This window comes from Thermobacillus xylanilyticus (genome assembly GCF_907165215.1).
Classification (GTDB): domain Bacteria; phylum Bacillota; class Bacilli; order Paenibacillales; family Paenibacillaceae; genus Thermobacillus; species Thermobacillus xylanilyticus.
The window spans coordinates 1-22,405 of sequence record NZ_CAJRAY010000067.1 but is presented as its reverse complement, the minus strand read 5'-3'; the positions used below and the strand labels follow the sequence as shown (position 1 = coordinate 22,405).

General features: G+C 55.0%; 17 protein-coding genes, 1 other RNA gene and 1 pseudogene. 3 read left to right on the top strand and 16 right to left on the bottom strand.

The genetic code is table 11. The features are described from left to right. Positions 1-225: 225 nt before the first annotated feature. The 8 genes from KJQ12_RS12740 to KJQ12_RS12705 all read right to left on the bottom strand — a co-directional run bounded on the left by KJQ12_RS12740 (position 226) and on the right by KJQ12_RS12705 (position 8,785). Positions 226-1,233: a cell wall hydrolase gene (locus KJQ12_RS12740; protein ID WP_213484975.1), complete on the bottom strand. Its 1,008-nt coding sequence runs from the start codon at positions 1,231-1,233 to the stop codon at positions 226-228. A gap of 167 nt (positions 1,234-1,400) precedes the next feature. After that, a complete protein-coding gene (gene sigJ / locus KJQ12_RS12735) occupies positions 1,401-2,255 on the bottom strand; it encodes an RNA polymerase sigma factor SigJ (protein ID WP_213484974.1) in 855 nt (284 codons plus the stop codon). Between the two features lie 131 nt (positions 2,256-2,386). Continuing rightward, positions 2,387-3,226, bottom strand: a complete 840-nt coding sequence (locus KJQ12_RS12730; protein ID WP_213484973.1) for an NAD(P)H-binding protein — start codon at positions 3,224-3,226, stop codon at positions 2,387-2,389. 90 nt (positions 3,227-3,316) lie between these two features. Then, positions 3,317-3,937, bottom strand: coding sequence for an FMN-dependent NADH-azoreductase (locus tag KJQ12_RS12725; RefSeq protein WP_213484977.1), 621 nt, complete (start codon positions 3,935-3,937; stop codon positions 3,317-3,319). A gap of 321 nt (positions 3,938-4,258) precedes the next feature. Then, positions 4,259-5,734 carry a glycoside hydrolase family 5 protein gene (locus tag KJQ12_RS12720; RefSeq protein WP_213484972.1) on the bottom strand — a complete coding sequence of 492 codons (1,476 nt, stop codon included), beginning with the start codon at positions 5,732-5,734 and terminating at the stop codon, positions 4,259-4,261. A gap of 42 nt (positions 5,735-5,776) precedes the next feature. Beyond that, positions 5,777-6,595 carry a carbohydrate ABC transporter permease gene (locus tag KJQ12_RS12715; RefSeq protein WP_213484971.1) on the bottom strand — a complete coding sequence of 273 codons (819 nt, stop codon included), beginning with the start codon at positions 6,593-6,595 and terminating at the stop codon, positions 5,777-5,779. Positions 6,596-6,598: 3 nt separating this feature from the next. Further along, on the bottom strand, positions 6,599-7,513 hold the full coding sequence (locus tag KJQ12_RS12710) for a carbohydrate ABC transporter permease (RefSeq protein ID WP_213484970.1): 915 nt from the start codon (positions 7,511-7,513) through the stop codon (positions 6,599-6,601). A 78-nt stretch (positions 7,514-7,591) separates the two neighbouring features. Further along, positions 7,592-8,785 (bottom strand): extracellular solute-binding protein, encoded by a 1,194-nt coding sequence (locus KJQ12_RS12705; RefSeq protein WP_244860600.1) that lies wholly within the window; start codon positions 8,783-8,785, stop codon positions 7,592-7,594. A gap of 316 nt (positions 8,786-9,101) precedes the next feature. Between KJQ12_RS12705 and KJQ12_RS12700 the strand changes: the two genes are divergently transcribed. The 3 genes from KJQ12_RS12700 to KJQ12_RS12690 are packed head-to-tail and all read left to right on the top strand — an operon-like array spanning position 9,102 to position 12,981. Then, the gene (locus KJQ12_RS12700; RefSeq protein ID WP_213484969.1) at positions 9,102-10,871 is read left to right on the top strand and encodes a cache domain-containing sensor histidine kinase; all 1,770 of its coding nucleotides are present in this window, start codon (positions 9,102-9,104) and stop codon (positions 10,869-10,871) included. Continuing rightward, a complete protein-coding gene (locus tag KJQ12_RS12695; RefSeq protein ID WP_213484968.1) occupies positions 10,868-11,680 on the top strand; it encodes a response regulator transcription factor in 813 nt (270 codons plus the stop codon). The genes KJQ12_RS12700 and KJQ12_RS12695 overlap by 4 nt, the downstream gene beginning before the upstream one ends. Next, positions 11,677-12,981, top strand: a complete 1,305-nt coding sequence (locus KJQ12_RS12690) for an ABC transporter substrate-binding protein (protein WP_213484967.1) — start codon at positions 11,677-11,679, stop codon at positions 12,979-12,981. Before KJQ12_RS12695 ends, KJQ12_RS12690 begins: the two co-directional genes overlap by 4 nt. Before the next feature lie 183 nt (positions 12,982-13,164). Here KJQ12_RS12690 and KJQ12_RS12685 read toward each other — a convergent pair whose 3' ends face one another. The 8 genes and pseudogenes from KJQ12_RS12685 to KJQ12_RS12650 form a co-directional block, all read right to left on the bottom strand. After that, on the bottom strand, positions 13,165-16,152 hold the full coding sequence (locus KJQ12_RS12685) for a type I restriction endonuclease subunit R (protein ID WP_213484966.1): 2,988 nt from the start codon (positions 16,150-16,152) through the stop codon (positions 13,165-13,167). A gap of 6 nt (positions 16,153-16,158) precedes the next feature. Next, positions 16,159-17,505: a restriction endonuclease subunit S gene (locus tag KJQ12_RS12680; protein WP_213484965.1), complete on the bottom strand. Its 1,347-nt coding sequence runs from the start codon at positions 17,503-17,505 to the stop codon at positions 16,159-16,161. Then, on the bottom strand, positions 17,502-19,514 hold the full coding sequence (locus KJQ12_RS12675) for a type I restriction-modification system subunit M (protein ID WP_213484964.1): 2,013 nt from the start codon (positions 19,512-19,514) through the stop codon (positions 17,502-17,504). The genes KJQ12_RS12680 and KJQ12_RS12675 overlap by 4 nt, the downstream gene beginning before the upstream one ends. Positions 19,515-19,816: 302 nt before the next feature. Then, positions 19,817-20,248 carry an MAG6450 family protein gene (locus KJQ12_RS12670; RefSeq protein WP_213484963.1) on the bottom strand — a complete coding sequence of 144 codons (432 nt, stop codon included), beginning with the start codon at positions 20,246-20,248 and terminating at the stop codon, positions 19,817-19,819. Then, positions 20,241-20,702 carry a Panacea domain-containing protein gene (locus KJQ12_RS12665; protein WP_213484962.1) on the bottom strand — a complete coding sequence of 154 codons (462 nt, stop codon included), beginning with the start codon at positions 20,700-20,702 and terminating at the stop codon, positions 20,241-20,243. The genes KJQ12_RS12670 and KJQ12_RS12665 overlap by 8 nt, the downstream gene beginning before the upstream one ends. Before the next feature lie 267 nt (positions 20,703-20,969). Next, positions 20,970-21,334: a transfer-messenger RNA gene (ssrA, locus tag KJQ12_RS12660) on the bottom strand. A gap of 171 nt (positions 21,335-21,505) precedes the next feature. Continuing rightward, on the bottom strand, positions 21,506-21,988 hold the full coding sequence (gene smpB / locus KJQ12_RS12655; RefSeq protein WP_213484961.1) for an SsrA-binding protein SmpB: 483 nt from the start codon (positions 21,986-21,988) through the stop codon (positions 21,506-21,508). A gap of 176 nt (positions 21,989-22,164) precedes the next feature. Next, positions 22,165-22,405, bottom strand: a pseudogene (locus KJQ12_RS12650) (hypothetical protein); the annotation flags it as partial.

Here is a 22,405-nt window from a genome sequence, read left to right as displayed (position 1 = left end):
GAAATCCTAGCTCCATCAAGGCTTAGCACAGATTTTCAAGCTGCGAAAGTTGAGTTAAAAAAAAATAACAAACAAACCGCCGTTTGCGTGTTTTCTGAATTGAAAGTTGGATGATATTACAAAATCGGGAGGCAGAAGCATGCGGTGTGTACAAAAACGAAGAGCCAGGTCTTCACACAAGAAGATCCTGGCTCCGTTTTTTTTCGCCGCCGGCTTTATTCCGGCTTACTTCGCAAAACGATGGGAACCCACCGTATCGACCACCGTCAGGCTGGACCAGAACTCGCCCTTGGTGACCTTCGGATTATAGAAATACACCGCGTCCTGAATGTTGTTCTTGCCGTTCAGCGCATCCTTCGCGGCGCGCTTGGCCGTCTCGGACGGCACGCTTTTGTCCAGCAGACCGTTGTGCGCCGGCGGGAACTGCTTGCCTGCATAGATGACATCCCGGATCGTATCCGGGAATCTGGGGTCCTTCACCCGGTTCAGAATGACATTCGCCACCGCCAGTTGGGCTTCATACGACTCGTACCCGACTTCCACCATCGTGATCTTGGCGAGCAGTTCAAAATCTTCCTCCGTAAACGGCTCCGCTTCACGCTCCAAAAACGACGGCAGCACCGTGCGCAGCGTGGTCCCCGCTTGGATGTCATCCGGCTGTTTCAATTGGTTGCGCCCCAGCAGTTCGGCTTCGCTGATGCCGATTTGCTCCAGGAGGGCGGCAAGATCCGTTTCCTCCGTTACCGAAACGGGCGCCACCGATTCCAGCCGCACGGTGCGCGCTCGCCCGTCCCAAGCCGCCTTGGCATGCATCATTTCCGCGGCATCCTTGACCGGCACATACATGCGGCCGTCGTCCATAAACGGAGGTGCGGACAACAGGTACCGTGCATCATTGAAATAGACCACCGGAACGCCGTCGCCCAACACGACACGGTCGCCGAGCGCCGTCACCAGCGTGACTTCGTCGTTTTTCGCATCCCATCGGATTTGGGCGCCGAACCATTTCGCCAATTGGGCAATGGGCGCATACAGACGGTTTTCCTGCATCTGCCACGCGTCAGCCGCGGGCACGGCTTCCCCGTCCAGCAGCACGGTTATGTCTTGCGCCGCTTCCGGGCGCTCCTCTGCCGATGCCGCGGTCAGCGGCGAGATCGCAAGCAGCACCAGTGCCAGAATCGCCGCAACACCCGGTTTGCCGATCCGCCTCTTTCCCTCTCCCCAAAGACCCATATCAAGCTCCTTGTCGTACCGAATTTCCGATTTTCAACTTACCGGAATCCGACCGGACTGTAAAGTTTTATGAGAAGAGTCTCATTTGCGGGCAGGTAATGTTCAAAAACGCTCGTCCTGTGCTTTATCAAGGACTTCGTCAAAATGGCCCTCTCGTTCCCGGTTCCCTAAACCCGAGTCAGCTTATCCGGGTTTCTGACAACGTAGATTCTATCAATCTTTCCACGCCGGTATTGTAAATATATAACGGCCAGGGGCTCGTCCCCGGAACGAAGCACGATACCGGCCTCACCGTTCAGCGCTGCAAACTCGGAGTGAAGACTTCCCTGAGACTTTAAGCCATGGAGCGCGCCGGCAAGGATAAGGGCCACTTGTTCGCGCGTTTGGATCGGACGCGTAGCCGCGATGGCTTTTCCGCCCCCGTCGGTGACAAGCATGACGTCTTCGCTCAGCAAGGACAGCACATGATCGACGTTGCCTTGCTCAAGGGATGTGAGGAAGCGGCTCACCCACTCCAGTTCGATCGCGTCGGCCGCGACCGCTTCTTCCTCGGATATGCCCATCTTGCTTCTTGCCCGGCTCATCAGCATGCGGCAATTCGTCTCTCGCTTGCCAAGCAGTTCGGCGATGTCGGGGTAATCGAATCCAAGCGCTTCACGAAGGACGAAAACCGCACGTTCTGTCGGCGACAGCCGCTCGAGCAGTACGAGCATGCCATAAGACAGCAGATCGCGGCGGACGACCGCTTCGAGCGTTTCCGCTTCCGGTGTCGGAATCGGTTCGGGGAGCCAAGGACCGACGTACACTTCTCTTTTCCTCCGCGCGGACTTCTGCAGATCGAGACAGCGATTGGTTACCATTTTGCACAAATAGGCCTTCGGTTCTTTCAAACGTTCGGGATCTACGTCGCAGACCTTAAAGAACACGTCCTGCACCGCATCCTCCGCGTCTGCCGCAGAGCCTGTCAACTGATAAGCCAGCGTGAACAGCAGCGCCCTATATTGATCGTACAGTTCCTCCATCGCCGTCTCACCTTTTCCTGTTGGAAATTGCAAAGCCGGGTCGCTCTGTATCTATCGAAGCATACTGGCGTTCCCAATCGCAACCGTCATCGGCAGCTTGGGCCGCGGTTATTGCCCAGAATTCCAGTAAGTCAATCGTTGAAGCTTGACCGAAATACCTCGGCATGATCGATCGCCCACTGTTGGAAGGTGCGAGGCGCCTGACCGGTTACTTCTTTCACGGTAGGAAGCACGGCAGAAAATCGTTGACCTTGCTTGGATAGATCCAAGAGTGCGTCGGCCATTTCCGCAGGCATATGCCGAAGCAGTTGCTCATGAGCGATGGCGTCCGGGATCGTTTCAAAACCGATCTCCCTTCCCAATACTTCGCCAAGGATGCGCACTTGTTGTCTACGCGTTAGTCGTTCAGGTCCGGTTAACGTATAAATCTTCCCTTCATGTCCGTCCGAGCTTAAAGCTTTCGCTGCGACGGCAGCCGTATCCCGCGAATCGATGACGGGAATGCCGAGGTCGCCGAACGGTACCCGGACAACCCCCTCGGACCTGATCGAATCTTTCCATCGAAACGCATCGGTCATGAAGCCGCTGGGCCGCAGGAAGGTCCAGGATGCACCCGATTCCCGGACTGCTTGCTCGGCATTTAAGTGGAGCCGCGCAATGGCGTTTTCTGCTCCAATCTCAACGGTTGCCGCAGAGAGCAATACGATATGCCGAACTCCGGAATGCCTTGCAATCCGCGGGAAATGATAGTCGGCGGCCAGCGGCAACATCCAAAATACCTTTTCGACGCCTTCCAGAGCCGCTTGAAAAGTCTCCGGCTTCAATAAATCTCCGGCTACCCCCTCAACTCCTGCAGGAAAATTCGCCTTCTCCGGATTGCGGCTGAGCGCCCGTACCTTTAAGCCGTCCTTATGCAGCAGCCGAACAACTTCACGGCCTACCGAGCCGGTGGCACCTGTAACCAGAATCATGTTTTTTCACATCCTTTGCTGCTCCTATTTATGCCGTTTGTACACGCTGCAGCCAAGGACAGCGGAATAGGGTTATGCACTTATCGTGAATTAGAAGGCGGATGCTGCTTTAACCGCTTTTGCCAAGCCGGTTTCGATGATTTGCTGAGCCCGATCTTGGAATTGCAAATGGCCTTCTATGACAACCGTTTCAATATCCGTTATTCCCCAGAAGCCGAGCATGCTTTTCACGTAGTTCACAGACATCTCCTTTTGAGCCAGCGGACCTTCGGAGTAAACACTGCCCCGTGCGTTAAGCAGTACGACTTTCTTGTCGCCTTGCAGCCCTACCGGGCCTTGTGACGTATAAGTGAAGGTTTTGCGAGGCTGGCTCAGATAGAACAGGTAGGTCAGCAATTGAGCCGGAATCGTAAAATTCCACAGAGGGAACGCGAATACGACCTTGTCTGCTGCCAGGAATTGATCTGCGTAACGGTTCGCGACAGCGATGGCGTCTTGTTCACGGGTTGTAAGTTCTTCGCCCTTGGATTGCTTGATAATGCCCGAATACGTTTCGCCGTTGTAGTAAGGCAGCTCCGCTTCGAAAAGGTCCAATTCCGTAATCTTGTCGTTCGGGTTTTTCTCCCGGTACTCCCTTACGAAAGCGTCGTACAGCTTTAAGCTGACGGACTGCTCCCGATCGTTGGCTTTCACGAATAATACATTTGCCATTTTCATCATTCCTCCAGAAATGTATATGGAAGTTTTTTTAAATCCTGCAAAAACGTCTCTGGCCATCATCCGGGCAATGCATTCATCAATCCTCATCCCCCCTTTACGTTTTGCACATATAACGACGTACGGCTCTGATTTGTAACAGGATCCTCCATAACATGGTCGATCACTTGTCTGGTAATCTATTGAAACGAGAGACCGCCTCAACGCGGCTTGGAAGGTTGGAACAGGTGTGGAAACTGGGACGGAGTAGACAAAACGAAGAGCCAGGCCATCCATTTAAGAGGATGCCTGGCTCAGTTTATTTATCCGCCGGGATTACCGGGGACCGGCATGCTTGCGCAGAAGCCCGGCCAGTTCGCGGTTCACCACGCACTGTTTGAACGAGAACGACTGCAAAATCTCATCGAGTTTCTCTTCCGGCAATCCTTTGAACGTCTTCGCATATTCCGGTTCCAGGAGCGACGCGGCGTACACGCAAAGCACGGCTTGCGAGAGCGCCTTGTTGTTGCAGCCCGGATGGATCGACTCGTCGATCACTTCCCGGAGATAGGACGCCGCCCCCGCCACCAGCTGGCGGGCCGTGACCGCCGGAATCCAGTGCATCCAGTCGTCCGTGCCGAGCCGGTACTTTTTCTCGAGGAACGAGGAGAGGCGCTGCATGTACTCCGATTCCGGATCCAGCGTCACGAGGCCCATGACGCCGACGTCTTTGTACGTCCACGTCGTCCAGTGGGCGCCGTTTTCCTCGAATACGGAAAGCTGGTCGTCCATCGCACGGAGCCGGTCGGGAATCTCTTCGGCGGGCACGTTGTACACCGATCCGAATTCGCCCACGAGGAGCGGCACCTGATGGCATTTCGCAAACACCGTGCCCTCATGCTCGAGAAACACTTTCCGTTGATACGCCAGATCCCAGTGAACGCCTTGCGGCGCTTCGGGATTGTTCGAGCGGATCACGCCCGGGTACGGGCCGGGGCCGAAACCTGCGGCGGTGTAGTTGTGGCTGCTGTAGGCGAGGTTTTCGGCGAAGGGCGCGTCCAGCCCCGCGAACATGCCGCCGTATTTGTCCCCTTCCAGGAAAATGATGTGCTTCGGATCCACGGAGCGAATCTCCTGCACCGCTTTCCGGTAAATCCGGTTCATCCGCTCCCAGTCCGGCTTGTAGTTGCCGTAGAACGTATGCGGATAATCGCCGAACGGCGTGTTGGTGCACGGTTCGTTCATCAGGTCGTAACCGGCCACGACAGCCCGGTCCCGGTAACGTTCGGCAATTGCCCGCCACAGGGCGTAAAACCGCTCGTGGCTGAGTGCATCATGCCAGAAGAAGCTGTGACGCGCCTTGTTGTCCGAATGCCAATGCGTGTTCTGGAACCCCTGCACCGCGTGCATGTCCAGGATGGCGTACACCCCGTGCTTCTCGCAAATCCGGAGCGCCTCGTCCAGGCGGCGAAACCCTTCTTCCTTGTAGACGTACGGCCGCTCGTCGTCCTCGAACCGGCGGTAGTTGAGCGGCAGACGCACGACGTTCAGCCCGTTCTCCTTCAGAAACCGCACGTCGTCTTCGGTGAAGAAGTAATCGAGCATCCGGTCGAAGAAAAACTTCGCCTTCGCTTCGCCGATCGTTTCTTTCATCGCATGGCGGATGCTCTGGTCCGTTCCCGCGTAACCGTTGATGAAATCCTCCAGGTTCATCCAGCCGCCGATGTTGGTGCCTCTGAGCCGGATTTCCCTGCCGCTGGCTGCCCCGACAATTTTTCCATTCCGGATTTCCAGAAACTCCATCACTTCCATCGATTTCACACTCCCCGATGCGGCGGACAGTCCGATCTGTCGTCAGCCCTTCACTGCGCCGGCGGAAATGCCGCTGACGACCTTCTCCTGCGAGATGAAATAGGCGATGAGCAACGGCAGCGACCCGAGGGTCAGCGCAGCCATGATCCCCGGCACGTTCACGGAGAATTCGGCGTAAAATTCGCGCAGGCCCAAAGGCAGCGTCATTCTGGCCTTGGTCGAAATCAAAATGAGGGCGAACACGAATTCATTCCAGATGTGAATGAAGTTGTAGATGCCCACCGTCGCCGTTGCCGGAGCCAGAAGCGGGAGAATGACGCTCACGAACGTCCGCGTGCGGCCCGCGCCGTCCATGATCGCGGCTTCCTCCAGTTCCCCCGGAATCTCCCGGGCAAACTGCGTCAAAATGATGACCGAAACCGGCAGACTGAACGCGATATACGGACCGACGAGCGCCCAAAGCTGGTCGTACAGGCCCATCTCCCTCGTCAGGATGTAGACGGGAATGAGCGTGGTGTGCACCGGAATCATCATGCCCGCGATGAAAATGAAGTAGAGCGGACGATTCAGGAAAAAGCGCATGCGGGCCAGACAGTAGCTGACCATGCAGGCGAGGATGATGACCAACCCGACGCAGATGACGGATATGATGACGCTGTTGGCAAAATAGCGGAAAAGCCCAAGTTCAAACACAAGCTTGTAGCTGTCCAGCGTATACTTGCCGATCAGCCCGGTCGGATCCCGGAAAAATCCCGATTGGTCTTTCAGTGACGTGGCGAACATGTACGCGTACGGGTACCCCGCGATCACGAGCCAAAGGATGGCGAGGGCGTAAAGGATGACGGATTTTGCGGCTTTCATGCATCAGTAACCTCCTCTCGAACGAAGCCGATCGAGCGAGAGAATCGCCACCGCCGCGATGAACGCGAGGATGAACATGCAGGACGAAATCGCGCTGGCGTATCCCATGCTAAAGAATCGGAACGCCTGTTTGTACATGTAGGTGGCCATCAGTTCGGTTGCGCTGTCGGGACCGCCTTCGGTCATGACGAAAATGAGGTCGAAATACTTCAGCGAGCCGATCGTCGACAACGTCGCGGACGTAATGATCGTCGGCATGAGCAGCGGCAGCGTGATGCGGGTGAACGTTCTCCACGGCGTGCACCCGTCGATGCGGGCCGCTTCGAGCAGCTCTTCCGGAATGCCGGTGAGCCCTGCGCGCAGCAAAATCATGTAGAACGGCACAAATTGCCAGCAGATGGTGGCAATGACCGCGCCCATCGCCGTCGATTTTTCACCGAGCCAGCTCCGTTGCAGCGATTGGAGACCGAGGTCGGACAGCAGTCCATTGAGCACCCCGAACGTCGGATTGTAAATGAACATCCACAAAATGGCGATCGCCACCGTGGACATCAGGAACGGCAGAAAATAAACCGTCCGGAAAAAGCGCATGCCTTTGATTTTCGACTGGAGCAGCAGGGCCAGCGCCAAGCCGAGCGGAATCTGCGTAAAGACGGAGGCGAAGACGAGCAGGACGTTGTTGCCGAGCGACCGGAAGAACACGCGGTCCTTCATCAGATTGGCGTAGTTTTCCAGCCCGAGAAACGTCTTCTCTGCCTGGATTCCCGTCCAGTCAAACAGGCTGTAGTAAAAGGTTGCAAAGATCGGGTAGATGTTGTAGACGGCATAAATGAGCAGGGCGGGCCCGATGAAAAAGAGCAGAAACAACCCTTTGCCCAGCTTGTTCTGTCTGCGGATGCGAGCCGCATCGCCGGCCATGGACAGGTCCCCCTCTCATGGGAAGGTTGAACAAGAAGGGAGGCGTACCGCCGCCTCCCTGACCACACCTCATGATGCTCAATTTCCGAGCATGCTCTGTGCCGCTTCTTCCATTTGCCGTGCCGCTTCTTCCGGCGTGATGCTCTTTCCGAACAGCGCCTGCGTGGTGTCTTTGTGCAGCTCGGCCATTTCCGGCGGCAGGGTTTGATCGTAGAACGGTTGCAAGAATTCGGCCTGCTCCAGGAATTCCTTCATCTGGATGGCAAACGGGTCGTTGTATTGGACGTCCTTGACCGCCACGACCACGCCTGCTTCATCGACGTACCGCTGTGCCAGTTCTTTGGACGTCAGCGCTTTCAGCAGCTCAACGGCTTCATCCGGATATTTCGTTTGCGACGAGATGGAGAACACCGGGGACACGCCGCCGACGAGATCCGTCGCTTTGCCGAGGCCGCCTTCGACGGCCGGGAATCCGAAGATGCCCATCTTGCTTTCGAATTCCGGCATTTCCGAACGGACGACGGTCAGGTAGCCCGAGGTTTGCAGTTCCATGGCCGCTTTGCCGGTGTACAGGAACTGGCGGGATTGGCCGGTGTCGTAGTCCAGGCCGTTGAAGCCGGTGACGAATGCGTTGCGATCGACAAGCTCCTGGATCATTTCACCGGCTTTGATGAATGCCGGATCGTCGAAGGTGCCGCCCCTGCGTTCGAAAGCGGCGTTGAAAATGTCCGCTCCGCCTACCCGGTTCGCCAGGTAGATGAGCCAGAGGGCGCCCGGCCATTTCGTCTTGTTGGCCATGCTGATCGGCGCGATGCCGTTGGCGTTCAGCGTATCGATGATGTTGAGCAGGTCATCGTACGTTTTCGGCGGCTCCAGGCCGTATTGCTCGAACATTTCCTTGTTGTAGAAGAACAGCGTCAGCGACATGGCGAGCGGAGCTCCGTACAGCTTGCCGTCGAACGTTGCCAGGTTGAGCGCCGCCGGCAGGTAGCTGTCTGCGTCGATCTTGCCGGTGACGTCCATGACTTGGCCGGCATCCACGAATTCCTTCAGCCAGCCGCCGCCCCAGCTGTGGAAGATGTCCGGCGGGTTGTTGCCGCCCATCGCGACCGGCAGTTTCGTTTTGTACGTGTCGTTCGCGATTTGTTCCGCCGCGACTTCGACGTCGGGATGCGCTTTCATGAATTCCTGAATGGTTTCTTCGATCAGTTCTTTCCGTTTGCCCGTGTCGATGTACCAAACCGTCAGTTTTTTCTTCTCGCCGGAAGACACGGCCTGAGAACCGGAATCCGACGACGAGGGCGAATTTTGCGAAGATCCGCTGTTTGCGGCCCCTCCGCCGCAAGCCGCCAATGAACAGATCAATAAAACGCTTACAAGAATGGATGCCCACTTCTTCATGGCAGACAAGATTGCTCTCCCCCTTTGCGGTTGGTGTCTGCATCTTACCACAGGCCGGATTTGCAAAATAAGTGGAGACGCTCAGGAAAAATACCATTTTGCTCAGATATTTCTCGGATTGCGATTGTCAACGTTTACATTTTAAAATGAAATTGTCGTCATCCCAACAGACTGGAATGTTGCCGCCATGGGTCGATTCCCATACTCTCCCGTCCTGACGCTCCATCGCACCAGGACGCAAATTTTTATCAGCTTTCTTGTCGTGATGGGGGTCGTGCTGCTCGTTTCGGGCCAGTACTTGTACCGGAACGTCTCGCAGCTCATCCTTTCCAATGCCGAAGCACAAGTCGGCGAAACGGCCGACCAGATCAGCGCCCGGCTGGATGCCGTGTTGTCCGAGGTGGATACGCTCACGCTGCAGCTCGCCATGGACCCGCGCGTACAGGGCATGCTGCACAAGATTTATCGCAATCAGGCGGTCTCGGTCGACGACCGGCTGTCACTCCGTCCGATCACCGAAAATCTCATGGCGTTCTCCTGGGCCATCGAGGGAGTGGAAATTTACGCCGACCGCAGCCCCCTCTACCCGCTGGACTTGCCCCGGCTTCACAACCGGGTGGACGAGGATACCATTCGCATCGCGGATGAGCGGGGCGGTCCGCTCGTCTGGCGGGGGCCAATCCGGCGCAATCCGGACCAGCTTCTGGCCATCCGACAGGTGCCGCTCGAAGATGAAAAGCTGAAGGGCGGCGGGTACATCGTCGCCTGGGTCAGGTCTTCGATCCTGGATTTCATCCGGACCGAGTTTTCCTCGCCCACGGGCATGCTGGTGCGGGTTTACGACGAGAACGGCACGATCTTGGCGGAGAGCCATTCCGCGGCGGAAACGGCGGGGGATCAGGCGGCCGGCGCAACCGGATGGGACCTGGCCGCCGGCAACGAAGAGGCCTATCTGAAAATCGACCGGCGCTCCTCGGTCACCAACTGGTCCATCTCCATTCTCGTGCCGAAGCACAACCTCACCGGCGGTCTGGAACTGTTCCGGCGGGCGCTGGTCTGGTCGCTGCTTGTCGGCACGGCGGTCAGCCTGTTGCTCATGGGGGTTGTGTCGGGCATGATCACCCGGCCGATCCGCCGGCTTCGCCGGATCATGCACGCGACCGTATCCCCGCTTCCCAAACCGAATGATGAAACCTATTTCAATTTTGAAATCAACGAATTGAACCGGGCCTACAACAAACTGGTGGCCCAGCTGCACCACCTGGTCGATACCGTGTACGAGAAAGAGCGGCTCCGAAACATTGCCGAAATCCGGATGCTCCAGGCCCAGATCAATCCGCATTTTCTGTTCAACACGCTGGATTCGCTGTACTGGAACCTGGTCGCCCGCGGCGAGGAGGAAAGCGCCGCGATGGTCAGCGCCTTCTCCAAGCTGTTCCGCTATTCCATCCAATCCACCGGTGAAGACGACGGGGTGACGCTTGCCGATGAGATCGAACATATCCGGCAATACCTGACCGTGATGCAATACCGTCTCCGGAACCGGCTCTCCTGGGATTGCCGCACCGATCCGGACTGTTTGCGGATGTCCCTGCCCAGGCTGCTCATCCAGCCGATCGTGGAAAATGCGATCAGCCACGGCATCGAACCGAAAATGGGAGACGGCCGCGTCTCCGTGACGGTCCGCAAAGCATCCGGAGAGGATGGGCCGCTGCTGGTGATCGTGGTGAAAGACAACGGAACCGGCATGCCGCCGGAGAAGCTTCAGGCCCTTCGCAGCAGACTGGATCATCCGCTCCCCGCCGCTGAAACGCCGACGCGCGGCATCGGCCTGTGGAACGTGCAGCAGCGCATTCGGCTCTTCTATGGCCGCGATTGCCGGCTGGAAATCGAGAGCGTTCCCGGCGAGGGAACGACCGTCGTCATGAAATTGCCAGAGGGGAGAGTTGCACCATGACCGATCGTCCCTACCTGATGCTCGTGGTCGAAGATGAACCGGCCATTCGGGAAGGCGTGCTGGGCACGCTGAGAAAATGGGGAGAGAAGCAACCGGACATCTGGCAATTCATCGCCGCCGCCAGCGGCCCGGAAGGGCTGGAGATCGCCCGTTCGCAGCCCGTCGATTTCATGATCTGCGACATCCGGCTGCCCGGCATGAGCGGCATCGACATGCTGGAAAAGCTGCGCCAGGCAAACCGCAACACGCCCGCCATCCTGCTGACCGGCTATGCCGAATTCGAGTACGTGCGCAAGGCGCTCTCCCTCGGGGTCGTCAATTACCTGCTCAAACCGGTGGATCAGGTGCAGCTGATCGAGGCCGTGGAGGTGGCGCTGGAGAAGGAAAACATCGGTTCGCGCCGATCGCGGGAAGCCGATGCGCCAGCCAGGCACAACGAAACGATCCGGCATGCGCTGGCCTTGATCGCCGAACGGCTGAAGGATCCCGATTTCACCCTGAAAGAGCTGGCCGACCGCGTCCATCTCAATGCCAACTATTTGTCCACGCTGTTCCGGGAGAACACCGGCATGACCTTCAGCGACTATCTCACCCGGCAGCGGCTGAACATAGCCAAACGGCTCCTGCTCGGCACCGACAAAAAAATTTACACCATCGCCGAAGAGACCGGGTTCAGCTCTGCCAAGTACTTCATCAAAGTGTTTCGTGATTTCGAAGGCGTAACGCCGAAAGCATTCCGTGCCAGCCGGATTCCGGGCGCATCCCCCGGTGACGAAGACCGGCGCGGCGCGAAGGGAGCGCGAGGATGAAAAACAAGCGGATGTCTTCCATGACCGGTTATGTGCTGCTGATCATCCTCGCCCTTGCCCTCCCGGTCTGGCTGATGCGGGACGGCCAGTTTCTCAACGGCAACCATCGGTCGGCCGAACCGTCCGCCGCGCCGGTGACGGTCACGCTTTGGGCCCAGCAAAGCAACGACGGAAGACAGGCCGGTCTGCTTCGCAGCGTGGAAGAATTCAACCATTCGCAGACCGGCATTCGCATCGTCCCCTATTTCTACAGGGAAGATTTGTACAAGTCGAAACTGAAGGTGGCGCTGGCGTCGGGCAAAATGCCCGACCTGTTCTACGTCTGGTTCGGCCGGTCGTTCGAACACAACATGGTGGCATCCGGCAGGGTGGCCGACCTCACCGACTGGATTGACGGGCATCCCGATTTTCGCGGCCGGTTTGAACCGGGGGCGCTGGAGCGCGGGATGTATGACGGGCGAATTTACGGCGTTCCCCATTCCGTCTATCACATGACCATTTGGTACAACAAGAAGCTATTCCTCGACAACGGCCTGGCGCCTCCTGTCACCTGGGAAGACCTGATCGAAGCCGTCAAGACGCTGAAAGAAAGCGGGGTCGTGCCCATTGCGGTCGCCGGCAAGGAGCGCTGGCCCCTCCTCAACTGGTTCGCCTACCTGTCCAACCGCATCGGCGGGAGCGAACCGTTCGAACGCGCGGTCAGGGGCGAAGGCGACTTCACGGATCCGTCCTTCGTCGAGGCAGCCCTGAAAATGCGCGAACTGGTGGAAAACGAGGCGTTCCTCCCCGGCTTTTCCGGCATGACGTGGCTGGAGGCGGAAGAGGCGTTCCTGGATGGTGGCGCCGCCATGTATTTGCAGGGCGACTGGTCGGCCGAGAAATATTTGAAACACGAGAACATCGGCTTTTTCCGTTTTCCCGATCTGGGCGGCGAGGGCGAACTGACCCATTATTACGGCGGATACGGCGCCGGCTGGGCGATCGCCCGGAACGGCAACGTGGATGCGGCGCTTCAGGTGCTGGATTTCCTGCTGAGCCCGACGGAATGGGCCCGCTTCGTCGCCGCCAACACCGCCCCGTCCCCCGCCGTCAACCGGCTCGTCTTGCTGAGCGACACGCCGGGGCCCGTGCTGGAATATTTGCGATACGTCCAAACCGACGCCACCGGCTATTTCGGCTACTACGACCAGGAGCTCGACCCGGGAAGGGCGCAGCTGCTCATGGATGCGATCCTGAAGCTGGTCCACGAACCGGAGATGACCCGCGAGGACATCGTCGAACTGCTGGGTGAAATCCGATGAGGCACAACACCTCAAAAATCCCCAACCTCATGCGGTTGGGGATTTGCATATGGTGGAGGCGAAGCGTGGCGTGGCAAATCCACAGTTCGCCCTTGGGGAGTAGTTATTTCTTCGTATTCACATCACACGGTAACAAAGCTATTGTGTAAATTTAGAGACCAGTAGTATTATCATCAAGTTTTATCATGCTGGCCGATTCTCATTGATTTTCTCATATACCGATTTCAAAATCCACGCCTTAACGGCTTGTTGAAAGTCTTGGTCGTCCATAATCATGGCAAACATACGGTCGTTCTGTCCCATGCGACTGATGACTTTTTCGAGAAACACTTCATCGAAAACAAATTTGAAGTTGTCAATCGTGTTGTTCCGAGCCGATTGGACGATCTGTGCGTCATCCATGATGTCCTGCTCGATCTGATCGAAGAACAGTTTGTCGGCTTCCTTGAATTCGGTGCCGAATCGTTTGTTGAGCACGTCAATGATCGAAGAGAGATAAACCTGCTTCTCTTCCCGCAAGATCCCCGTACCGGTATCTGTCATACCCTTGAGCTTGACCGGCTCCTCGCCCATCAACGAGATGTTGCCGTTGCTCGTCTCCTGCAGGCGGTAATACTCGAGCGCCACATCATCGTCGAGGTTGATCTGCTTCACGCCGCGGGTCGGCAGCTTCCGCAGCAGCAGTTGCCCGTAGGCGTACAGTTTGTGCAGCGGAACAGACTGGAATGGCGCGATCTGCGTGATAAACGCATACGCCCGGATATAGGCGGCCAACGTGCTGCGGAACTCTTCCTGTTCCTCCCTGCTTTTCGCTCTGAAGCGATCGACGGCGGGATCGACATACTGGTGCAACCTGCCGATATCGGATTTCTTCTGCCTTTCCTTCGGGCGGAAGAATACCCTGCAGAACGCGTCGATTTCGGACTGCCAGTAGATCTGGAAGTCGTCCAGCTTGTTCTTCAGATCGCTGAGCAAATTCAGGTCCGTCTCGTGCTCCAGTTCCGTCTTTTCATAGTAGGGCAGAAACGCCTTCTTGATGTCTTCCGGTTCGTTGACGAAGTCGAGGATGAACGTATCTTCTTTCCCCGGGTATGTCCGGTTGAGCCGGGACAGCGTTTGAACTGCCTGAATACCGGACAGCTTTTTGTCCACGAACATCGTGTGAAGCAACGGCTGGTCGAAACCGGTCTGATATTTGTCGGCCACGATCAGCACCTGGTAATCGTCTGTATCGAACTTCTCGGGCAGCTCTTTCTCGCCGAATCCGTTGATTTTTGGCTCCGTAAATTCCTGGCCGTCATCGATGACGGTTCCTGAGAAGGCGACCAGCGTCTGGATATCGTTGTATCCTTTTTCTCGGATATAGGCGTCGAAGGCTTGCTTGTATCGCAGGGCGTGAAGCCGGGAGCTGGTCACCACCATCGCTTTCGCTCTGCCGCCAATTTTGTGTCGGGTAACGCGCCGGAAATGCTCGATCATCACTTCCGTCTTCTGCGACAGATTGTACGGATGCAGGCTCACAAAGCGGGCAATGGAACGTTTGGCGGCGCGCTCGTCTACAAGCGGGTCGTCCTCAATCGCCTTGGCCAGCTTGTAATAGGTTTTGTAGGTAACATAGTTTCTAAGGACGTCCAGAATGAAGCCTTCCTCAATCGCCTGGCGCATCGAATAAAGGTGGAACGGCTGGTATTTTCCGTTCTCGTCCTTGCGGCCGAACATCTCGATCGTCTTGTGCTTCGGCGTGGCGGTAAAGGCGAAGTGGCTCAGATTGCGCTGAGGCCCCCGTTTGGCGAGCTCCTTGAGAATTTCTTCTTCCGCATCATCTGCCGCCGCGTCCAATTGAGCCTGCAGCTTCTCGGCTTCTTCCAGCGTCGGGGCGGCCAGCACCTGCTTGACCGCGTCCGCTGCCTTGCCGGATTGCGAGCTGTGCGCTTCATCCACGATCAAGGCAAAATTTTTGCCGCTCAAATTGCCGACCTGATCCAATATGTACCCGAATTTCTGAAGCGTCGTAATGATGATCCTGGCGCCGCTGTTCAGGGCCTGCGCCAACTGTCTTGAACTTTCCTTAATCGGACGGACGACACCCTGAACATGCTCGAACTGATAGATGGTGTCCTGCAGTTGCCGATCCAGCACGACCCGGTCGGTAATGACGATGACGGCATGAAAGATCGGTTTGTCGTCTTGGTCATGCAGGCTCGACAGCCGATGGGCGAGCCAGGCGATGGAATTGGTCTTGCCGCTGCCGGCCGAATGCTGAATCAGGTAGTTGTGGCCGGGCCCGTTCAGCAACACGTCGGCTTCGATTTTCCGCACGGCATCGAGCTGATGATAGCGCGGAAAGATCATTGATTCCTTGCGTTTCCGCTGACCGTTGACGACTTTTTCCTCCACCTGCAGATGCAGGAATCGGTGCAGGATGTCGAGCCAACTGTCTCTCTGCCAGATGTCCCGCCACAAATATGACGTACGAATGCCGGTCTTTTCATCCGGCGGGTTGCCCGCGCCGTTGTTATAGCCCCGGTTGAACGGCAAGAAGCGCGTACTGCTGCCGTCCAAGCGGGTAGTCATGTACACTTCGTCCGGGTCGACGGCGAAATGAACCAGCGCCCGCTTCTTGAACTGGAACAAGAGCTCGTTCGGGTCCCGGTCGACTTTGTATTGCCGCTTCGCGTCTTCGACGGTCTGGCCGGTGAAGGGGTTTTTCAACTCGACCGTCGCAACGGGAAGGCCGTTCACGGCAAGTACTATATCCAACGAATTTTCGTTGCGGGTGCTGTAGTGGACTTGCCGTGTGACCGTCAGGATATTCTTCCCGTACTTCTCGACCGCATCCGGATTGAGACCGCTGGCCGGCTTGAAGTAAGCCATCCTGATCGGGACGTTGTAGAGGTCGAACCCTTTGCGCAGCACTTTCAGCATGCCGTCCCGCTGCAGCACCTGAACGAGCCGCTTGATGACTTCCTTTTCCGTATCATGGCCGAAGTAGCCGACCAGACGGTTCCACTCGTCCGGTTGGCTGGACTTGATGAATCGAATCACGGTCTTGGGAAACAGCGCCAGTTCCCGGTCGTATTTGGCCGGATCACCTTTCTCGTAGCCGCCATGCCCAATAAGATGCGTCTCGATGGCGTCCTCCAGCGCGCGTTCGGTATGCAGGGGGGACACGGGTGATCACTCCTTTCCGGCGGATATTGTTTCGGCCGACACCGTCATTTTTTCACGCACGTCGATTTGGCCCGTCACAGCAGCGGTGATGAGGGCTTGGCGGTATTGGTCTAAGAGGATGGTGCTTCGTTCCAACTTTGATTTCAGGATTCTGTACTGACTCTCAATGTGAGCGAGATAATCTACAATTTCTCGTTGCTCCTCTATTGGAGGAAAGGCAAAACGATATTGTCGAAACTTCTCGCCGGTCAGGTGAGGGATTGTGGCCTTATTATCAGTTTCATTGAAAACTCCACGGTGTTTCGCTGCTACAAGAACAAAGTAGAAGAATTCAGGTGTATCACGTTCATTCACTCTCGGCCGTACTCTATGAAGCGCTTTTTGATATCCAATTTCATTGTCATTACCACGCCAAATTGCAGCTCGACCGATGTCTCCTCCCTCACAAACCAATAGATCGCCATTTTTAATGGTATATCTGTCGCGCTCAGAAATTTCAATGTCCATTTCGGGTAAATCTTCAGTGTTGATATATCCCCACTGTACATCTTGATTCCTAAGATAGCGAACTAGGGATTTACCACGAATGCGCTTCTCGTCCAACATTTTGCCTAACTCAATTGAATAACGGAAATTGAGTTTACAGACCTCCCAATGCGCAGGCACTTCCCCCAACCACTCAATTCCCGAATCTTTCATTGGGACATTGGGGTTGAGACCTTTTGTCACCGCCTGCGTGATGAGTGCCTGCCGCTTCTCTTGCAAGAGATCGATCAAGCGCTGCTTTTTCTCAACGAGTTCATCGAGTTTGGCAGTTTGTTGGTCGAGGAAGGAGACAATACTGCGCTGCTCCTCCAATGGAGGACAAATTATCGGCAACCTTTTTATATCCTCAAATTTTATTGATTGTCTAACACCACCACCAAGATTGTAGAATACTTTAATGATGTCATAGCTGTGCAATAAGTAATATGCGTAATCAGGGTCTATTGCTTTCACTGACTCTAAACAAAGATATGCTGATGTAATGATTCCTAGTTCTTTCACAAGTCCTACCCTTAGACTTCGTTTATCATTTTGTAGATCAGTAAGACGCAATATGATATTGCCAGGTTCGACAATTTGGTAAGTCGTGAATGACTCTGGTAATAACCCATAGTTCGATTCAACATCCCTCGGCACAATTTTTCCATAACTCAAAGATAAAACGTTTGTAACCTGATTATCGTTATTCTTCACCTGGCGCTCATGCAAAACAGAAAAGAGAGGTACGACGCTCCAGTGTTCAGGAATACTTCCAATCCACTCAATTTCGCTCTCTTTGTATTTAGCAGCATATTGATGATGGGTCATTTGAGAATCCCCTCCATCAACTTTGATATTTCATTAGTCAAAACAACCAAATCAGCCTGAATTTCTTTGAGTGGTCGTGGAGGACTATACTCATAAAAATGCCGGGTAAACGGAATCTCGTAACCAATCTTCGTCTTGTCCTCGTCGATCCAGGCGTCCGGTACGAAGGGTTTCACTTCCCTCTCGAAGTACTCGTGAATGTCCTCTTTCAGCGGAACGTTTTCGTAATCCCTCAGTTCCGGATCGGGTTCGGGGTTTCCTTTTGCATCCAGGCAAATATCGGCTGTCTCGTCCCGTTCGGACAAGGCGGAGAGAATCGCCTTTTGGATCGGGGCTTCCAGCGTCTGGCCCGCGGCCTTGAACGCCTGTTTCAACACTTTCACAAACTCGTCCCGGTTCTTGTACAGCTTGTCCGATCGCAGCGACAGAAGCACGTCCAGGATCTCTTGCTGACGCTTCTTGCCGGCTTCGATTTCCGCTTTGGCAGCCTCGCCTTTCTTGCGGGATGTTGCCAGATTTTTGAACGCTGACTGCTCCTTGAGCAACTCGATGCGCTCATCGGACACCTGGAAATTCAGGCGCAGCGGCCGCTCCACCGTAATCCGCTGATAGCCGAAGTCGGCGTTGTCGAAAATTTTACTATACGTTCCTTCCTCGAACGCTCCGTAGATTCTGGTGATTTCATCGATATGGGCATCGGACAACTCGTTGCGCTTGTCGCCCAGGCTTTTGCGCATCTTCTGAAAGAACGACACGGCGTTGATAAGCTGAATTTTCCCTTTGCGGCGGGCGCTCTTCCGATTGGTCACGACCCAGATGTATGTTGAGATACCGGTGTTGTAGAACAACTGATCCGGCAACGCCACAATCGCTTCCAGCAGGTCGTTCTCGATGATCCAGCGCCGGATGTTGCTTTCCCCGGAATCGGCGGCTCCGGTAAACAGCGGCGAACCGTTGAACACGATGGCGAGACGTGAACCGCCTTCCGAGACCGGCTTCATCTTCGAAATCATGTGTTGCAGAAACAGCAACGAACCATCGTTGATGCGCGGCAGTCCGGCACCGAAACGGCCGCTGTAGCCGAGGTTTTCATGCTCGTCCCGAACCTCCTTCTCGACCTTCCTCCATTCCACACCGAATGGCGGATTGCTGAGCATGTAATCGAACTTTTCGTGTTTCAACTGGTCATTGGAGAAGCTGTTTCCGAACTTGATGCGGGACGGGTCTTGCCCTTTCAACAACATGTCCGCCTTGCAGATGGCATACGATTCCGGGTTCAGTTCCTGGCCGAACACCTTGAGTTGCGCGTCAGGGTTGAGCGAATGAAGCACTTCCTCGGCCACGGACAGCATGCCGCCCGTACCGCAGGCGGGGTCGTACAGCGTGCGGATGATCCCCTTTTTGCGCAAATCGGAGTTCTCGTCTTCGTTGAACAGCAGATAGACCATCAGCTTGATGACTTCACGGGGCGTAAAATGCTCCCCGGCCGTCTCGTTCGACTGTTCGGCGAATCGCCGGATCAGCTCTTCGAAGATATAGCCCATGGTCATATTGTCGATCCGATCCGGATGCAGATCGATCGACGCGAACTTCTCCACCACCTGGTACAGCAGGTTGGCCTCGTCAAGACGGCGAATCTGATCAGCGAAGCTGAAGTAGTCCATGATGTCCCGCGCGTCGTCCGAAAAGCCTTGGATATAGTTCGTCAAATTGGCCGCGATGTTGTTCGGATCCGCCAGAAGGGCCGGGAAATCGTAGCGGCTGATATTATAGAACTTCTGTTTTGCTTCCCGCTCAAGGACGGGGGCCACATGTTGGATGTTCCTGGCGCGGAGCTCTTCCAGACGCTTCAGCACGGCTTCTTTGGTCGGCTCCAGTACACAGTCGAGTCGACGAAGAACGGTAAACGGCAGAATGACCTTGCCGTAGTCGGATTGCTTGTAATCGCCTCGCAGCAGGTCGGCGACTGACCAGATAAAATTGGCTATTTCACGGAAATTAATGGTCATGGTGTTCTCCTCTCTCGTATTTCGCTGTCACATTTGTAGCTACTGACTATATATACGGTGACCAAACGTATATTCCCCTTATTATCCTCTAGGTTGACGCAACCAAAGCAGTTCGACAAAAACTGCTCTTAATCCTTTTGCTATAGCAACAAAAGAAGGATCATATCATTATTTAAAATAAGCACATAAAGACAGGAAGTTAATCATCACGACTAAAAAGTATCGGTTATACTAAAAATCGTCTGTATCGAAATTTTGACAAAAAAAAAATAGCAGTGATTTCTCTGCTAATGACATTTAATTTATGACATTGGATAAACTTCATGATTTCTATCAAACCATATGATGTTAAAAACTTGCCTCGACCGATAACCAAATATTCTGGCTTTATGATTAACTCGAAATTCCAAAATCGCGACATCGGGAGAAATGTAATTTGGCAATGGGACTGAAAAAGTGCTGGGGTCTACTGAGTTAAATCCTTTCGTTTTTCTTATTTCTTGCCATCTCATTTTACTGTATCTTCTAAGTGCATCTATTAAATGTTTCAACTCTTCTGAGGTCCATTTGTATAGTTGAAAGTGATTCGGGCAAGTTTCTGCAAAAGAAAAGACAGGAGGAAGGTGGTCTGTGGACCCTTCTTCTTCTGCCTCAAAGGCTTTGCGGGATATTCGCTTTCCGCCAATTTTGATTTCAGGAGGTTCTGCGTGTCGTATTTTTTTCTTCCTACTCATCTTCTTCGATCAAGCTCCTGTAGTACTCCATCATTGTCTCTTCACTTATGACGTTTGTACAATATTCTCCGTCAGGAACATTGCCCCGCGCTTTTTTCCAAGGTTTTTCTTTATGAGTAAGGCGCTCCAGATACTTACCATCGTATCTTCCGTAAGCTTCCCATATTTGGTCTAGAAATTCTCTTTCTTCATCAGTGTAAGCATTGGGATCAAAATCTTCTGGATAAGGAATAGGTTGATAACCATAAACACGGTAATGTTGAAACAATTCAGGATTCACCGGGCCATGTGCCCATGCCTGAAATTCTCCTCTAAATAGCGGCCTTCCCTCCAAAGCTAAATGCCATGCTTGAGCATAATAGACGAGCTTCTGTAATTTCAAATGCGTAATTAACACATCTTCTTCCTCATTGACTTTGCTCAAAAAAAATTTTGCAACATCATATATGTTCATGGACTTCACCGCCTTCTCCTTATATACTACACAGAAATCGCTTTCTGTATACAACTATCGGGGAATTTTAACATTTGGACAAAAAATCTACTTCCAACAATAATTAAATTATACGAACATATGTTCTTTATTTCAAGCGTAAAATTAAAAATCAAAAAAGAACTTCTTAAATTTCGCTAATAATAACGAAAAAAGAAGTTCTCAAGAATGAAACCGGCCAGTGAGTCTAAAAACATTGATGCTTTATTACACTTGCCGGAATTTTTATGGTGGAGGCGAGGGGATTCGAACCCCTGTCCGAAGATAACGCCACACAGGCTTCTACGGGTGTAGTCACGGTATTGTTGTCACCCGAGCGACCGCCCCGTAACCGGCTTTCGCAAGGGTCAGCCTGATTGTCTTCTTCCGCTAGCCCCAGGCGGAGACTAGACGGCGTAGCCCACTAAGGTTGAGCCCTTATCCCGCCACATGGGCGATGGAGGGTAAGAGCACGCGAGCAGTTTTTTAGGCTGCTACAGCGTAGGAAGTACGTTGGTTGCCATTTAATTGGCCTTAGCGTTGATGAAGCGGACGCGTCCCCGCTACCCGCAACCCATGCTCGAACTATCCCCGTCGAATCCAAAAACGCCCCCAAAATCAAAATCGGAAGGCACGATCCGACCGGTTCGGCTGAACACGGATCGTTCGTTCCTGATACCATTATACCGCACGCGCGCCCCGAAGGTTGCAAGGAACGGCTGGGAACCGGACTGCCGAATTCCCGAATTGCCAGGATCACCGCACCCACGGCCGCCCGCACGGCCTCACCGCGCGATCTTCTGCTTCTCCCGCAGCGCCCGCTGGATATCCCGCTGGGCGTCGCGCTTCGCCGCGGCCTCGCGCTTGTCGTACTGCTTCTTGCCCTTCGCCAGGCCGATCAGCAGCTTCGCATAACCGTTGCGCGTGTAGATCTTGAGCGGCACCAGCGTGTACCCTTCCTGCTTCACGAGCCCGAACAGCTTGTGGATCTGCGCCTTGTGCAGCAGCAGCTTCCGCGCCCGGGTCGGGTCGCTCGGGTTGAACCGGTTGCCCTGCTCGAACGGGCTGACATGCATGTTGTGGACGAACATCTCGCCGTTGCGAATCGTCGCGAACGCATCGTTGATGTTGACCTTGCCCTGCCGGATCGACTTGATCTCCGTGCCGGTCAGCACGATGCCCGCTTCATACGTCTCCTCGATGAAATAGTCGTGCGACGCCTTCTTGTTCTGCGCCAGCGGCTTCTCATCGTGTTTCGACTTCGCCATGTTCACCCACCTCCCGCATGCCGCGCCACTCGATCAGACGACTATTATAGCAAGATCCGCTCCGCAGTTCAAGCCGATCCCCTGTCAGCAAAATCACCCGCCGCACCCCGGCTTACCCGCCAAGATGCGACGCCCCGACCGCCCCCGGCGGCCGGGGCTCACAGAACCGCAACCCCCTACCGTTTCCGCTTCCGCGTCGTACCCGCGGAAGCTTTCTTCTTGCGGCCCTTGCCGCCCGGGCCGCCATTCCCCGAGGCGGCGCGCTTCGCCGCGCGCTGCCTGCGCGCCCCGCCGGCGCCCGCCTCGCCCGCGGCGCCGGAGCTGCCGGTCACCGGCAGCCCCCACATGTCCACGCGGACCACGGCCGGTTCCGCGTCTCCGCCGCGCCCGCCTTTGCGGCCGCGCCCTCCGCGGCCG